This window comes from Peribacillus sp. YIM B13482, from assembly GCF_042787975.1.
Classification (GTDB): domain Bacteria; phylum Bacillota; class Bacilli; order Bacillales; family DSM-1321; genus Peribacillus; species Peribacillus simplex_A.
Genome location: NZ_JBHZPF010000020.1, coordinates 31,428 through 47,794, shown reverse-complemented (window position 1 = coordinate 47,794; position 16,367 = coordinate 31,428). Strand labels below are relative to the sequence as shown.

Sequence of the window (16,367 nt, the reverse complement as noted above, 5' to 3'; positions counted from 1 at the left end):
TAGCATGAATGGCATTAATAGTATGTCATGTTCTACCTTGTCCGTTTTCTTCATACATTTTGGTATGAAGGGGGCGTAAAAAATGAATAATAAATGGAAGCAGATAGTTGCGATAAGTGCCATTGCAGGTATATCATGGTTATTAGTGCAAAATCCATATACACAAATTTATTTGACCCAATTAACAGATCATTCAGTTGCTTCAATGAAGCAAGAAGATGAGCTTCTTTTACAAATAAAAGAATCAACAAAAAAATATGAGATTGCACCAGAGGATGCACGAATAGATTCGGTATGGAAAACCATTCCTGCATATAATGGCCTGAAGGTAAATATTGATGATTCGTATAAAGCCATGAAGAAGGAGGGTGTGTTCGATAAGGATAAGCTGGTATTTCAGCAGGTCCCTGCAAAGATACACTTAGAGGATCTGGATCCGGCTCCGATTTACCGGGCCCATCCCAAAAAGCCGGTGGTTTCATTTTTAATCAATGTGGCCTGGGGGAATGAATACTTACAAGATATGTTGGCTGTGCTGAAAGAGAATAATGTCAAGGCCACTTTTTTCCTTGAAGGTAATTGGACCAAGAAAAATCCAGATTTGGCCAAGATGATTAAGGGTGGCGGGCATGAAATAGGAAATCATTCTTATTCACATCCCGATATGAAAAACATATCCGCACAAGCTACACGTGAGGAAATTCGAAAAACGAACGAAGTCATTGAAGCGGTGACAGGTTCGAAGATGAAATGGTTCGCGCCACCAAGTGGCAGCTACCGGGATGAAACGGTGAAAATCGCGGATTCTTTCGGTCTGGAAACGGTCATGTGGAGTGTGGATACGATCGACTGGCAAAAACCAAGCCCTGAAGTCCTACAACAACGAGTGCTTTCTAAGGTACACCCAGGAGCATTTATTTTAATGCATCCGACGGAATCTACTGCAAAATCATTGGAAACGTTAATAATTGAAATAAAAAAGAAAGACCTGGATGTTGTTACCGTTTCGGAAGCTGTAGATGAAGAGCGATCGAATCCATAATGTTTTGGTTACGATAGCAGCATAGAATGATTGGGAGGAATGTTAGTTGATTAAGAAATACACGTGTCAAAATGGAGTTAGAATTGTATTGGAAAATATTCCAACAGTACGCTCAGCAGCAATTGGAGTATGGATCAAAACAGGTTCACGAAATGAAACACCTGAATTGAATGGGGTTTCACATTTCCTGGAGCATATGTTCTTTAAAGGGACAACTACGAGGAATGCGCGCGAAATTGCCGAGTCGTTCGATAGTATTGGCGGACAGGTTAATGCATTCACTTCAAAAGAGTATACATGCTATTATGCTAAAGTAATGGATAACCATGCAAGCTATGCGCTTGAAATACTTGCCGATATGTTCTTCAATTCAACATTTGATGGGGAAGAATTGAAAAAAGAAAAAAATGTAGTCTACGAAGAAATTAAAATGTACGAAGACACACCGGATGACATTGTCCATGACCTCTTAAGCAAGGCGGTTTATGAAAATCATCCTCTGGGCTATCCAATACTAGGGACAGAAAATACCCTTGAAACATTCAATAGTGATACATTGAAAAAATACGTCCATGATATGTATACACCTGATAAAGTAGTGGTTTCAATTGCTGGTAATGTGGATGAAAAATTGATTCAAGAGGTCGAAAGCTACTTTGGGTCGTATCAAGGTGGGGAAGATCGTCTTGAGTTGGTGAAACCTTCCTTTCAACAAAATAGGATCACCCGTAAAAAAGAAACGGAACAAGCCCATTTATGCCTTGGTTACAAAGGATTGGAAATCGGCAATGATAAAACATACAGCTTAATTACCTTGAATAATATTCTTGGAGGAAGCATGAGTAGCCGCCTATTCCAGGACGTCAGGGAACAACGCGGCCTTGCCTATTCCGTGTACTCCTATCATTCCAGCTATCAAGATAGCGGTTTGGTGACAGTTTATGGGGGGACAGGCACAAATCAACTTGACAGCCTATATGAAACCATTCAGGAAACACTGGATACATTAAAGAGGGATGGCATTACAGAAAAGGAATTACGAAATAGTAAAGAACAGCTTAAAGGAAGCTTGATGCTCAGCCTTGAAAGCACGAATAGCCGGATGAGCCGAAACGGAAAAAATGAACTTATGTTGGGTGAGCACCGTTCCCTTGATGATATTATCATCAAAATTGACGAGGTGACAGAGGATACCGTCAATGAACTGGCAAACCAGATCTTTACGGAACATTCCTTGTCATTAGTGAGCCCGTTGGAAAACTGGGACAAATAAAAACGAACAAGCCTGCGCCTTCCCTTTTATTAATGGGAGGTCAGGCTTTTTTTATAATGGAAGGGCCGGGCCGGTGTTATGGACAATATTTGGATAAATGCCTTCTAAGTTTCCCTTTTTCGGATATAGATTGAATAGAAGGTGAAAAAGGGGGAGCTATAATTGAGATTGAGCGAACTGAGCGGTAAGGAAATAGTCGATGTGAATAGGGCGGAAAGATTGGGAATCCTTGGTCAGACGGATTTGGAAATAGATGAAACTGGACAAATTACCACGTTGATCATCCCTTCTGTCAAATGGTTCGGCCTTTTAAGGAATGGCAGTGAAATAAGAGTGCCATGGGAACATATAAAAAAAATCGGATCAGATATGGTCATCATTGATTTTCAGGAAGGACTTTCACTTAAAGATGGAGAGCAAATGGACGGGTGAAGACCTCACACACCATTCTCCTTGGAATGTCTGGATATGGTCTCTCGAAAACGCCTTAGCTGGCAATGGCTAAGGCGTTTTTTCTTTTCTTATCACCGTTTTTTAAGTGAAAACATAAGATGGCAGGGTAACTAGAGAATGTAGCAAAAACCGAGTTGCTTCTTGAGGGAAGTTTATCATGAGGCGGGGAATGTTTAGGATCTTTTATATAAAGAAGGTGACGGTTTTAATGCTCACAGGCATGCAAATCGCTGTAATTGGTGGAGATGCGCGTCAGCTTGAAGTTGTCCGTAAACTGACGGAGCTTGATGCGAAGCTATTATTGGTAGGGTTTGAACAGCTCGACCATGCTTTTACCGGTGCGGTTAAGGAAAAAATGAAAGATATAAATTTCAAGGAAATTGATTCAGTTATTTTACCTGTCCGGGGCACGGATTCAGATGGAAAAGTGGAAACGATCTTTTCCAGTGAAGAGGTTGTTTTGACTGAAGAAATGATAAAAAAGACCCCGGCACATTGCATTTTTTATGCAGGAATCAGTAACGATTACCTCAATGGGATATTTAAGAAAGCGGATCGCAAACTGGTGCTATTGTTCGAACGTGATGATGTGGCTATTTATAATTCCATTCCCACTGTAGAGGGTGCGATCATGATGGCCATTCAACATACGGATTTTACTATCCATGGATCGAATGTAGCTGTTCTTGGGCTGGGAAGGGTCGGTATGAGTGTAGCCCGGTCATTCCAGGCCCTTGGAGCAAAAGTGAAGGTGGGGGCAAGAAAAAGCGAAGATATTGCGAGGATCAGTGAAATGGCACTAACCCCTTTTCATTTAAATGATCTTGCTGAAGAAATGAAAAATGTTGATATATGTATCAATACGATTCCTTTTCCGATAATTACCGCAAGAGTTATATCCAATATGCCCGTTCATACATTAATCATCGACCTTGCTTCAAAACCAGGGGGGACGGATTTTCGCTACGCTGAAAAAAGGGGAATTAAAGCGCTGTTGGCACCGAGCCTACCGGGTATAGTTGCCCCGAAAACGGCTGGTCAGATATTAGCAAATGCACTGGGACTATTGATTCAAGGCGAGTTTATGAAAAGGAAGGGGAAAAAACTATGAGTCTCCAAGGGAAACGGATCGGTTTCGGATTAACAGGATCACATTGCACATATGATGAAGTATTTCCTGAAATAGAAAAACTAGTAAATGAAGGGGCGGAAGTCATTCCAATCGTAACATCGACTGTACAGAACACGGAAACCCGTTTTGGAAAGGGCGAGGACTGGATCGAAAGGATTGAAACATTGACGGGGAATCATGTCGTTGATACAATCGTCAAAGCAGAGCCATTAGGGCCTAGATTGCCACTTGATTGCATGGTAATCGCTCCTTTAACAGGTAACTCAATGAGTAAAATGGCAAATGCTCTTACCGATTCGCCTGTACTTATGGCTGCAAAAGCGACGATGAGAAATCACCGTCCAGTTGTGGTCGCTATATCAACGAATGATGCACTTGGGTTAAATGGTGTCAATCTAATGAGGCTGATGGCAGCAAAAGATATTTATTTTGTTCCATATGGCCAGGATAATCCAATAGGAAAGCCAAGTTCCATGGTTGCAAGGATGAGTATGATAAGGGATACGATCGTTGCGGCACTGGAAAGGGAACAGGTTCAACCGGTCATCGTCGAAAGGTTCAAGGATGATATAGACTAAAACAAGTTTTCAGGCACGCTCCCGCTTTCACATATATGCATAATTTTGTAGTGTAAAGTTATAAAAAACCACTCCACTACCAGAATATTTTGTTAAAGTCCGACCCTTTGGAATGTTAATGTGATAAAATAAATGATATTCTGAACAAGAAGAGTAAATCCAACTATAAACTAATTTTAAGAGATAGAAAAGGAGTATGTATAAATGACTGAGACACAGGGATTGCGTATTGCAGTTGTGGGAGCAACTGGAGCAGTAGGACAACAAATGATTTCAACACTCGAACAAAGGGACTTACCGATTAAGAAAATCATCTTTTTATCATCGGCTCGTTCCGCTGGAATCAAACTTAAGTTTAAGGGCGAAGAAATCGAAGTGCAGGAAGCAAAACCTGAAAGCTTTGAAGGCATCGATATCGCATTATTCAGTGCTGGAGGAAGCGTGTCTAAGGAATTGGCTCCAGAAGCAGTGAAACGCGGAGCAATAGTAGTGGATAACACCAGCGCGTTCCGCATGGATGAAAATGTGCCGCTAGTCGTGCCTGAAGTAAACGCTGAAGACTTGAAACTGCATAATGGGATCATTGCGAACCCGAATTGTTCAACTATCCAAATGGTTGTGGCATTAGAACCTATCCGCCAGACATACGGATTATCAAAAGTTGTCGTCTCTACCTATCAGGCTGTTTCGGGTGCAGGGGCTGCAGCGATAAATGAATTAAAAGAACAAGCTCGCAACTTGCTTGATGAAAAAGAAATAGATCCGAAAATTTTACCGGTGAAGGGGGACGAAAAGCATTATCAAATCGCTTTTAACGTCATTCCCCAAATCGATAAATTCCAAGAAAATGGGTACACATTCGAAGAGATGAAAATGATCAATGAAACAAAGAAAATCATGCATATGCATGACCTTCCAGTAGCTGCAACATGCGTAAGGCTTCCTGTTGTAACAGGTCATTCAGAATCTGTTTACATTGAAGTTGAAAAAGAAGGCGTAACGGCTTCTCAAATCAAAGATTTAATGAGGATGGCGCCTGGAATAGTGTTAGAAGATGAACCGGAACAACAAATTTACCCAACGCCTGCTTCATCCGTTGGCAAGAATGATGTATTCGTCGGTCGGATCCGCAAAGATTTGGATGAAGATAAAGGCTTCCATTTATGGGTGGTTTCCGATAATCTATTAAAAGGAGCAGCTTGGAATTCTGTTCAAATTGCTGAAAGCCTTTTGAAATTAGGTTTAGTTACAGTTAAGGATTAATTTATTCTTAACGAACTTGAAAATTAATTTCCTATAGGATAGAGAGTTTTTGTCAGCTTCCCTAATCGGGAAGCTGGCTTATATTTGGGGTGCATATTATGAAAATTATCGTCCAGAAATACGGTGGGACATCCGTTCGTGATGAGAAAAGCCGTTCATTTGCAAAAGGGCATATTGAAAATGCGATCAAAGAAGGGTATAAAGTGGTGGTTGTGGTTTCAGCAATGGGAAGAAAAGGCGATCCCTATGCAACGGATACCTTACTTTCTTTAGTAAATGGAGCAAAAGCCAGCCTTTCAAAACGAGAACAGGATTTACTTATGTCAGTAGGGGAAACGATATCTTCTGTCGTGTTTACGAACATGCTGTTGGAACACGGTATTGAAGCCGTCGCCTATACTGGAGCTCAAGCGGGGTTCTTGACGAATTCCGACTATTCAAGTGCGAAAATAATCGAAATGAAATGTGACCGTCTCATGAAAGAACTGGAAGTGAAGGATGTTGTCGTTGTAGCAGGATTCCAGGGAGCAGCTAAAAATGGGGATATCACCACCATTGGTCGTGGTGGAAGTGACACTTCAGCTGCTGCATTAGGTGCTGCTTTGCAAGCTGAGCGGGTCGATATTTATACGGATGTGGAAGGAATCATGACGGCAGATCCACGTATTGCCGATCAAGCTCGTCCATTATCAATCGTTTCATATACGGAAGTTTGCAATATGGCATATCAAGGGGCTAAAGTGATTCATCCGCGCGCTGTTGAAATTGCCATGCAGGCCAAAGTCCCGATTCGGATAAGGTCAACATACAGCGAAGGTTTGGGAACACTTGTTACAAGTGTGAACAAGGAAAGCCAGGGTAGTGACATACGTGAAAGGCTTGTAACCGGGATTGCCCATGTTCCAAAAATCACTCAAATCAAGGTGCGTGCAAAAAAAGATCAATACAATCTACAGGCAGAAGTTTTTAAAGCAATGGCCAATGCCTCCATTTCAGTGGATTTTATAAATATTTATCCAAGTGGCGTGGTTTATACAGTTTCGGAAGAGATGACAGAACTGGCCCTCTCGATTTTGGCCGAGCTTGATCATGAACCGGTCATCGAACGAAATTGTGCCAAAGTTTCCGTAGTCGGTGCAGGCATCAACGGAGTGCCAGGCGTTGCAGCGAAGATTGTCACTGCGCTTTCCGAGAAGGAAATTGCCATACTTCAGTCTGCAGACAGCCATACGACTATTTGGGTACTCGTAAAAGAAGAAGATTTAATTGAAGCTGTTAATTCACTGCACGATGCATTTCAACTGCATGAAGTCCACTAATCATGGTTTTTTAATAAATAAAGGTTTTAAAAAATAAAGAGGTGTTAGATGATGATATTTGGTAGAGTATCAACCGCAATGGTCACCCCTTTTGATAGCAAGGGAAATGTAGATTTTCAAAAAACGACTACATTGGTTAATTACTTATTGACGAATGGAACGGATTCACTTGTGCTATCGGGAACAACAGGGGAATCTCCAACTTTATCTTCGGAGGAGAAAATCGCATTATTGCGTCATGTTTCTAAGGTGGTTGAAAAACGAGTGCCCATCATCATGGGTACAGGGAGCAACAATACGTATGCTTCCATTGAGTTGACAAAAAAAGCAGAACAAAATGGCGCCGATGCAATTATGCTAGTGGCCCCGTATTATAGTAAAACGAATCAAGAAGGTCTGTACCAGCATTTTAAAGCTATTGCAGCCAGCACCACTCTCCCTGTAATGATATATAATATCCCTGGGCGTGCTTCGGTTAACATTGAACCGGAAACGATCATCCGCCTTGCACAAATTCCTAATATCGTAGCCGTGAAGGAAGCAAGCGGGGATTTAAACGCTATGTCTCAAATCATAGCAGGAACGGATGATGATTTTGCATTATATAGTGGAGACGACGCTTTAACACTCCCTGTACTAGCGATTGGTGGTGTGGGTGTAGTTTCGGTTGCTTCACATATTGCTGGTAATGAGTTGCAGAAAATAGTGGAGGCTTTCATCAGTGGTAACCTGAAAGAGGCGGCTCAGCTGCATCAGGAACTGTTACCGCTTATTAAAGGTTTGTTTGCAGCGCCAAGCCCGGCACCTGTCAAAACAGCTCTTCAGTTATATGGAATAGACGTTGGATCGGTCAGACTTCCAATCGTGCCATTGACGGAGCAGGAGCGTCTTGCCTTAACTTCGATATTAAAAAAATAAAAATACACGGAACAAGCTGATCGTTGAAGATTGGCTTGTTTTTACATAAAGATGTATTTGAAATAGGATATATTTTCCGCATTTTGGTTGTATATTGTGATTTCCTCCAAAATTCGATCGAAAGAGGATAAAACCATTCGAATAGTACATGGGATGAATGTCCCATACATACATGCAAAGTTTTATTAATGAATAAAAGAAAAAGTCCCTCTGAAAATGGTAAGTGTTGTCATGTTTTTTGAACATCAGTTATAATGAAATCATTGGGAAATTATGAACGGGATTTTTTAAGGAGGATATTCGATTGGGTAAAGATAAAAATAATGGGATAAAAGTCATTTCTCTTGGAGGACAAGGGGAACTTGGTAAAAATATGTACGTCGTTGAGGTGAATGAGGACATCTATCTTCTTGATGCAGGGTTAATGCTGCCAGAAGAGGAAATGCTGGGAATCGATGCGGTTATTCCTGATATATCATATTTGATGGATAATAAGGAACGGGTGCAGGGGATATTCATTACACATGGTCATGAAGACCATATGGGAGCTCTTGCTTATGTTTTGAAATACTTACCGGTTCCTGTTTATGGAACAAAGCTTACACTTGCTTTAATCAAAACCAAATTAAAGGAAGATGGCTTTAACGGCAGGGCAACATTTACTGAAATCGATTCCGATTCTCTTTTAAGTTTCCCTCAAGCAGCCGTATCTTTTTTCCGGACTAACCATAGTATCCCTGATTCTGTCGGAGTCGTGATCCACACGCGTGAAGGTGCAATCGTATATACAGGGGACTTCAAATTTGACCAAGCTGCGACCGGTCTTTATAAACCCGAAATCGGTAAAATGGCTAGTATAGGTGAAGAAGGTGTCCTATGCTTGCTTTCGGATAGTACGGGTGCTGAGAGGCCAGGTTACACGCCATCAGAAGCAGTTGTGGCCAGAGATATTACAGAGGCTTTCCTTGCTGCCTCCGGAAGGATCATCGTTGCGTGCTTCGCTTCTAACATCAACCGGATTCAGCATGTCTTCAATGCAGCGTCTGCAAGTCGCAGGAAAGTTGCAGTGGTAGGAAAAAGTCTGCAACGCGTTTATGAAACAGCCTTGAATCTTGGCTACCTGAAGGTCGAAGAAGAGCTGATCATCCCAATTAATGAAATTAGCCAGTATGACGACCGTGAAATCGTCGTGTTATCGACAGGTCATCAGGGGGAGCCAATTGCAGCCCTTCAAAAAATGGCAAAACAGACTCATAAGCAGGTAACGATCAAAAAGGGAGACACAGTTCTAATCAGTGCATCACCACTTCAGGGCGGCGAACTTATCTTATCAAAAACCGTCGATTTGCTGTACAGGGTAGGTGCGGAAGTGGTATCTGCTAATAAATATAAAGTGCACGTAACCGGGCACGGCAGCCAGGAAGAACTGAAAATGATGATCAATTTGATGAATCCTAAATTCTTTATCCCAGTACATGGGGAATACCGCCAATTATATGCCCATCAAAAAGTTGGGATTGCCGCGGGGATTAAACGGGAAAACATCATAATTGCCGAAAAAGGTGATGTCATCGAACTAAAGGGCAATAAAATGGGTCTATCCGGCAAAGTTTCTGCAGGAAATATCTTGATAGATGGCAGTGGTGTTGGAGATGTTGGTAATATCGTTCTTCGTGATCGTCGCTTGTTATCCCAGGATGGCATTTTGATTGTAGTCGTCACATTGAACCGTCAGGATAAAAGCATTGCAGCAGGACCTGAAATCATTACAAGGGGATTCGTTTATGTACGCGAATCAGAAAAAATGATTGGGGAAGCAACTGAAATAGTAAGTGAAATCGTGAAAAAAAATGGATCGCGCCAACCCTTCGATTGGTCCACTTTGAAGCAGGAAATGCGTGATGCATTGAACCAATTCTTCTATGAAAAAACGAAACGCCGTCCAATGATTTTACCAATCATCATGGAATATTAAGTAAAGAACCCCTGGATTTGACAGGGGTTCTTTTTTTCGATTCAAACCTCTTATATCTTGAAGAATGAAGTCCGAGACTCGAGACATAATAAAGCTATAGGCTAAGAAGAAAGGGGTTGGCATAGTGGATAATGCACCATTACCAAATGAAAACGAAGGCCGGCAGGAAGGTAAGAATTCAACTTTAGTCGAAAAGATCCAGCAGCTGGGGGCTACTAATGTCCCGCAACTATCTCAGGACTCAAAAATCCATTGCTTAACAATCATTGGACAAATTGAAGGACATATGCAGCTGCCGCCTCAAAATAAAACGACCAAATATGAGCATGTTATTCCACAAATTGTGGCAATTGAACAAAATCCCAATATTGAGGGGCTTCTTGTCATTTTAAATACAGTTGGAGGAGATGTCGAAGCGGGACTGGCCATCGCAGAGATGCTGGCTTCACTGTCCAAGCCGTCTGTCTCGATTGTGCTTGGGGGAGGTCATTCAATCGGTGTGCCGATTGCAGTTTCGTGTGATCATTCCTATATAGCAGAAACAGCAACGATGACGATTCATCCCATTCGTTTGACCGGTCTAGTCATTGGTGTGCCTCAAACCTTTGAATACTTGGATAAAATGCAGGAAAGAGTCATTAAGTTTGTTACGCGGCATTCCAATGTTACGGAAGAAAGTTTTAAGGATTTAATGTTTGCTAAAGGAAATTTAACCCGTGATATAGGCACGAATGTAATCGGGGCCGAGGCAGTTGAAATAGGTATGATCGATGATGTAGGAGGAGTGGGCCAGGCCATGAGAAAACTAAATAGCTTCATGGATGAAAGAAGGCCAAAAATAGCTGGGGAAGGGGAGGGGCTTCTGCAATGACGCTTTATACGATCGTTCCTGATGATGTCATTTTCCCTCATCACCATGAAAAGACGGCAAACTTAATAGAAATGATTTATAATGGTGTACATGTTATGGTTGAACATGACGGTGGACGCACGTTTCGCATTGATCGAATTGTGAGCACGGATCCAGAAGATTATATGAATGTACACATTCAGCCGGGAGCTGTCATCAATGTGTTCGAACATATGAGTACCTAGTAAAAACGACTAACTGAGGTAAATTATGATATACTGGAATGAAAATCAGCAGCCGCTTGGCTGCTTTATTCATTATACGGGCAAATTGTCAGCCTTAAGAAGAAATGGTACATATATCAAGGACAGGGACATATTTATTTGGTATAATCAATAAGCGAACGTTTGTTTCGTGAAGGGAAATCATGTTGTGATGTTGAATAGGAAAGTTAGAATAGTTTCATGAAGAATCAGGTGATATTATGGCAAAGAAGAAACGCAGAAAAAAGAAAAGTACAGAGAAGTTAAAAATAACGCTTAAATATGAATTGATCGGCCTCACTTTAATAGGGTTGGCCATCATTGCCATTGCCAAGCTAGGAGCAGTTGGAAAAGGGACGGTCTTTTTAATCCGCTTCTTCATGGGGGAATGGTATATCCTCTTTTTGTTGGGAGCGATTGCAGCTGGGTTCTATTTGATGATAAGGAGGGAGGTCCCTTTCCTGTTGAAACGGCAATTCATCGGGATGTACTTCCTTGTCGCGAGCATGCTCTTACTAAGTCATGTGACGCTGTTTAACATGCTTGCAGATGGGGGCCCGTTTACGAAGCCCAGCGTCATTTCGAATACATGGGAACTATTTTGGATGGAAGTGACCGGCAAGGCCAGCACAAAGGACCTCGGGGGCGGTATGATTGGAGCGATATTATTCGCTTCCTCATACTTTTTATTCGACGAAGCTGGATCGAAAATCATCTCATTCCTTTTTATCATTGTAGGTGCTGTATTATTGACCGGGAAAACTTTAGGTGAAACCCTCGGGAAGTTTTTCATGGGTCTTGGCGGTTTTTTCAGTAAGCAATGGTCTGAATTCAGTGTTGATATGAAAACGTGGAATGAAGACAAAAAAGAAAAGAAAAAAAATCCCGTAAAAAAGAAGAAACGAGAAAAAGATCCGGAGGAAGAAACGGATCAGCCCCTTCATCAAGAAGAGGAGACACAGCAAATGGCGACGGAACGGATCATTTCCAGCTTTGCTGATAAAGCCTATAGCGACGAAACTGAAGTAATTCCCGTTGCGACGGAACCTGCAGCTGAAAGTGCAGAAGAGCAGGAAGATGCCGTTCCGCCTATGAATTTTACTGAAGTGGAAAATAAAGAATATCTTTTACCGCCGCTTTCATTATTATTACAGCCCAAAAAAACGGACCAAAGCGGAGAGTACCAATTGATCCATGAAAATGCGGCAAAGCTTGAACGCACATTTCATAGCTTTGGAGTGAAAGCGAGGGTCACTCAAGTGCATTTAGGCCCAGCCGTAACCAAATATGAAGTGCATCCGGATGTAGGGGTGAAGGTAAGTAAGATTGTCAGCCTTTCCGATGACTTAGCCCTTGCACTGGCCGCGAAGGATATTAGGATCGAAGCGCCGATTCCCGGTAAATCGGCTATAGGAATTGAAGTTCCTAACTCCGAAGTGGCGATGGTGTCATTAAGGGAAGTGTTGGAGGCCAAAGAAGTTGACAAGCCTGATGCAAAACTGCAAATAGGCCTAGGGCGGAATATTTCTGGTGAAGCGGTTAAGGCGGAGCTCAATAAAATGCCGCATTTACTAGTAGCTGGAGCTACGGGCAGCGGAAAATCCGTTTGTATCAACGGAATTATCACGAGTATCTTGATGAGGGCAAAACCGCATGAAGTGAAAATGATGATGATCGATCCAAAAATGGTGGAGCTTAATGTCTATAATGGAATTCCCCACTTACTCGCACCTGTAGTGACAAATCCAAAGAAAGCTGCACAGGCCTTGCAAAAAGTAGTCAGTGAAATGGAAAGGCGCTATGAGCTATTTTCACATTCTGGTACGCGTAATATTGAAGGTTACAACGATTATATTAACCGATATAACATTGAAGAAGATGCAAAGCAACCGCTCCTGCCCTATATCGTAGTCATTGTCGATGAGCTGGCAGATTTGATGATGGTCGCCTCGAATGATGTTGAGGATGCCATAACACGGCTTGCGCAAATGGCAAGGGCTGCAGGCATCCATTTGATAATAGCCACTCAGCGGCCTTCCGTAGATGTTATTACAGGGGTCATTAAAGCGAACATCCCATCTCGGATTGCTTTTAGTGTCTCATCAATGACCGATTCGAGAACGATCCTGGACATGGGCGGTGCCGAAAAACTGTTAGGGCGGGGTGACATGCTCTTTCTGCCTGCAGGAGCTTCTAAACCCGTTCGCGTCCAAGGGGCCTTTTTATCCGACAATGAAGTCGAGGAAGTTGTCACATATGTCATTTCACAACAAAAAGCCCAATATAACGAAGAGATGATACCGGATGAAATTGCAGAAACTTCAAATGGTGAAGTCGAAGATAGTTTATACGGGGATGCCGTGTCCTTGATCATAGAAATGCAGACCGCATCCGTTTCCATGCTGCAGCGCCGTTTCCGGATTGGCTACACGCGGGCAGCAAGATTGATTGATGAAATGGAAACGAGGGGAATTGTCGGGCCATATGAAGGCAGTAAGCCACGAAATGTATTGGTCACTAAAGATGAACAGGATGAAGCGCATTTATCATAGGAAAAAAAACCGGGCGGCTGCCCGGTTTTTTAATTCTTCATCGCCTCATCTAAATGTTTAAGACAGAAGTCGGAAATCATCACTTCTTCATCTTCCTCTAAATCGAATTCGAGTGCGGCTTCGTTCCCTTTTTCAAAAATATCATATTTAATCAGCTTGCCTATTTGTTCTTCCACTACAAAAAGTACCCTGATATATAAACCATTTTCCGAAAAGAGCTCATCCTCTTCCGGCACTTCAATATCCAAGAACAACTCGTAACGCTCCCCGGATAAAATTCCGAATGGATCATTCAATTTTTCAATCGTGTATTCTGTAATCTTTAACATCATGTGTACATCCCTTCAAAGAAGATAAATCTTATTATACAGGAAAACGGTGCCTTGAAAAGAAAGCTGGCTGCATTCATCTTGCATTTTTTTTTTTAAAAAATATCTGATTTGGGAGAATAATCGTACAACTTTCGCGGCCATCCCTAGATGGAAAGACACAGAGGAGGGTAATTTATCCTAAATTCTTTTAAAGTAAATAGTAAAACACTATTTATTTATATCAAAAAAAATGTTATATTATTTTCGATTAGTAGGAATGATTCAACATCAGAGGTCTGATGTCTTAAGAAATTAGCTGGGGGAAACTGTATGTCAATAAAATCAGATAGTCGACATTTATATTTGCAGGTCATTGATTACCTGAAGCAGGATATTGAAGCAGGAGTCTATCAGGAAAATGAAAAATTCCCTTCAGAATTCGATCTTGCAAAAAAATTGGGAGTGAGTAGGGCGACACTTCGAGAAGCGCTGCGAATTTTAGAAGAAGAAAACGTCATCATTCGCCGCCATGGAGTTGGGACCTTTGTCAATCCAAAACCTCGCTTCACTTCAGGTATCGAGCAATTAAAAAGTGTCACGAACATGATTGAAGAGGCAGGAATGAAGCCGGGTACGATTTTCTTAAGCTCGACGACCCAAGAAGCTACAGAAGAGGATATACAAAGGTTTTCTTGTTCACCAGATGAACGCATCGTCATCATTGAACGTGTAAGGACAGCGAATGGCGAACCAGTTGTCTACTGTGTTGACAAAATTCCTGAATCAATACTATCAGAAAATTTTGACCGTAATGATGAGTCTCTTTTTGATATTTTGGAAAGAGATGCGAATCGAAAAATTACGCATGCCGTAGCAGAGATTGAGCCTATTGGATATCATGAGAAAGTTTCTCCTATCCTTAAATGTTCGCCAGAAGCCGCACTCCTCGTTCTAAAGCAGATGCATCTGGATGATTGGGACCAGCCTATCCTGTATTCTGTTAACTACTTTAAAGCCAATATGTTCAGTTTTCATGTCCTTCGTAAACGTGTGTAGTCCTTTTAGTCTGCATACGGTGAATGCAAGCGTTTGTTCGATTCCTTAAAAGTCGGTCAAACGCTTGCAAAAAAAATTTAAAGAGAAGTGAAAACGCCAACATGAATGACTTTTCAGAACATTCCTACTCAAAAAACTATGTATTTTAGGGGGATAAAAATTTGAAAAAGCGCAAATTAGGCCTAGCTCTTTCACTTGTTCTTGCAGCTGGAACGCTACTAGGAGCATGTGGTAATTCAGAGAATGATGATAAAAAATCTTCAAATGGAAAAGACAAAAAAGATAACTTCACAGTATCGATGGTAACCGATATTGGTGGTATCGATGACAAATCCTTCAACCAATCTGCTTGGGAAGGCCTTCAGGCGTTTGGAAAAGACAATGGATTGGAAAAAGGAAAAGACGGCTATAATTACCTTCAGTCAAAATCAGATTCCGAGTATACGACGAACCTAAATACTCTTGTTAAAGAAGATTACAATCTTATCTACGCTATCGGCTATGCATTAGCCGAATCTGTTGATGAAGTAGCAACACAGCGTCCTAAATCTCATTTTGCGATCGTTGATAGTGTTGTTAAACAAGATAACGTAGCAAGCATCGTTTTTAAAGAACAGCAAGGTTCATTCCTAGTAGGTGTTATTGCTGGCTTGCAGACAAAATCGGATAAAGTTGGCTTCATCGGTGGTGTGGATTCTAAACTAATTAAGAAATTTGAAGTAGGCTTTAAAGCTGGTGTTCTCTCTGTTAATCCTAATGCAAAAATTACAGCACAATATGCAGGATCGTTTGGTGATGCGGCAAAAGGACAACAAATGGCCAACAACATGTATTCTTCAGGAATTGATATCATTTACCAAGCAGCTGGCGGAACTGGAAACGGCGTCTTCACATCTGCTAAGGAATTGAAGAAAAAAGATCCTAAAAAAGACATTTGGGTTATCGGGGTAGACCGTGACCAAAAAGAAGAAGGCGCATTGAAAGTCAATGGCAAGGACTACAATGTCACTTTGACTTCCATGGTAAAACGAGTGGATGTAGCAGTACAAGATTTAGCGAAAAAGACAAAAGAGGGTAACTTCCCTGGTGGAGAAACCATTGAATATGGTCTTGAAGAAAACGGAATCATGATTTCAAAATCTCAAGAAAATGTAACCAAGGAATCATTAAAAGCGGTTGAAGAATATGTTGAAAAAATTAAATCTGGTGAACAAAAAACTCCTGGAACAGAAAAAGAGTTGAAGGAATTAGGATTTAAATAATTCAAGCATAACATGATAAGGAGAGAAGAAGGCCTGTCAAAGGCCTTCAAATCCTTTTCATACTGAAAAAAAGCCGAATGAAAGACTATGAAAAAGTTTGTAGTTTTTCATTTGGTTTTT

15 protein-coding genes are annotated in these 16,367 nt (G+C 41.4%); 14 read left to right on the top strand and 1 reads right to left on the bottom strand.

Translation table 11 applies throughout. The annotated features are described in order from the left end of the window. Window positions 1–82: 82 nt before the first annotated feature. The 12 genes from ACFX4L_RS11865 (at window position 83) to ACFX4L_RS11810 (ending at window position 13,618) form a co-directional block, all read left to right on the top strand. The gene (locus ACFX4L_RS11865) at window positions 83–1,042 is read left to right on the top strand and encodes a polysaccharide deacetylase family protein (protein ID WP_061462450.1); all 960 of its coding nucleotides are present in this window, start codon (window positions 83–85) and stop codon (window positions 1,040–1,042) included. A gap of 46 nt (window positions 1,043–1,088) precedes the next feature. Further along, a complete protein-coding gene (locus ACFX4L_RS11860; RefSeq protein ID WP_061462451.1) occupies window positions 1,089–2,315 on the top strand; it encodes a M16 family metallopeptidase in 1,227 nt (408 codons plus the stop codon). 162 nt (window positions 2,316–2,477) lie between these two features. Further along, window positions 2,478–2,747 (top strand): YlmC/YmxH family sporulation protein, encoded by a 270-nt coding sequence (locus ACFX4L_RS11855; protein WP_061462452.1) that lies wholly within the window; start codon window positions 2,478–2,480, stop codon window positions 2,745–2,747. 229 nt (window positions 2,748–2,976) lie between these two features. Further along, window positions 2,977–3,879, top strand: coding sequence for a dipicolinic acid synthetase subunit A (gene dpaA, locus ACFX4L_RS11850; protein WP_284472095.1), 903 nt, complete (start codon window positions 2,977–2,979; stop codon window positions 3,877–3,879). Continuing rightward, complete coding sequence (locus ACFX4L_RS11845) at window positions 3,876–4,478, top strand: dipicolinate synthase subunit B (protein WP_061462454.1); 603 nt, start codon at window positions 3,876–3,878, stop codon at window positions 4,476–4,478. Before dpaA ends, ACFX4L_RS11845 begins: the two co-directional genes overlap by 4 nt. Window positions 4,479–4,682: 204 nt before the next feature. Beyond that, a complete protein-coding gene (asd, locus tag ACFX4L_RS11840; RefSeq protein WP_377405248.1) occupies window positions 4,683–5,741 on the top strand; it encodes an aspartate-semialdehyde dehydrogenase in 1,059 nt (352 codons plus the stop codon). 98 nt (window positions 5,742–5,839) lie between these two features. Further along, window positions 5,840–7,060 (top strand): aspartate kinase, encoded by a 1,221-nt coding sequence (dapG, locus tag ACFX4L_RS11835; protein WP_377405245.1) that lies wholly within the window; start codon window positions 5,840–5,842, stop codon window positions 7,058–7,060. Window positions 7,061–7,108: 48 nt separating this feature from the next. Beyond that, the gene (gene dapA / locus ACFX4L_RS11830) at window positions 7,109–7,978 is read left to right on the top strand and encodes a 4-hydroxy-tetrahydrodipicolinate synthase (RefSeq protein ID WP_061462457.1); all 870 of its coding nucleotides are present in this window, start codon (window positions 7,109–7,111) and stop codon (window positions 7,976–7,978) included. A gap of 304 nt (window positions 7,979–8,282) precedes the next feature. Next, on the top strand, window positions 8,283–9,953 hold the full coding sequence (locus tag ACFX4L_RS11825) for a ribonuclease J (RefSeq protein WP_089364985.1): 1,671 nt from the start codon (window positions 8,283–8,285) through the stop codon (window positions 9,951–9,953). A gap of 124 nt (window positions 9,954–10,077) precedes the next feature. After that, complete coding sequence (locus ACFX4L_RS11820) at window positions 10,078–10,824, top strand: ClpP family protease (protein WP_061462459.1); 747 nt, start codon at window positions 10,078–10,080, stop codon at window positions 10,822–10,824. Then, on the top strand, window positions 10,821–11,048 hold the full coding sequence (locus ACFX4L_RS11815) for a YlzJ-like family protein (protein ID WP_061462460.1): 228 nt from the start codon (window positions 10,821–10,823) through the stop codon (window positions 11,046–11,048). The genes ACFX4L_RS11820 and ACFX4L_RS11815 overlap by 4 nt, the downstream gene beginning before the upstream one ends. A 239-nt stretch (window positions 11,049–11,287) precedes the next feature. Next, a complete protein-coding gene (locus ACFX4L_RS11810) occupies window positions 11,288–13,618 on the top strand; it encodes a DNA translocase FtsK (protein ID WP_284471252.1) in 2,331 nt (776 codons plus the stop codon). 29 nt (window positions 13,619–13,647) lie between these two features. Here the strand turns inward: ACFX4L_RS11810 and ACFX4L_RS11805 are convergent, their stop codons facing one another. Then, entirely contained in the window at window positions 13,648–13,947 is a 300-nt protein-coding gene (locus ACFX4L_RS11805) for a DUF6509 family protein (protein ID WP_284471251.1), read from the bottom strand. Window positions 13,948–14,259: 312 nt separating this feature from the next. Between ACFX4L_RS11805 and ACFX4L_RS11800 the strand changes: the two genes are divergently transcribed. Together ACFX4L_RS11800 and ACFX4L_RS11795 are read left to right on the top strand one after the other, a co-directional pair. Continuing rightward, the gene (locus ACFX4L_RS11800; protein WP_061462463.1) at window positions 14,260–14,985 is read left to right on the top strand and encodes a GntR family transcriptional regulator; all 726 of its coding nucleotides are present in this window, start codon (window positions 14,260–14,262) and stop codon (window positions 14,983–14,985) included. 161 nt (window positions 14,986–15,146) lie between these two features. Beyond that, window positions 15,147–16,247, top strand: a complete 1,101-nt coding sequence (locus ACFX4L_RS11795) for a BMP family lipoprotein (protein WP_089364407.1) — start codon at window positions 15,147–15,149, stop codon at window positions 16,245–16,247. The last annotated feature ends 120 nt before the right edge of the window (window positions 16,248–16,367 follow it).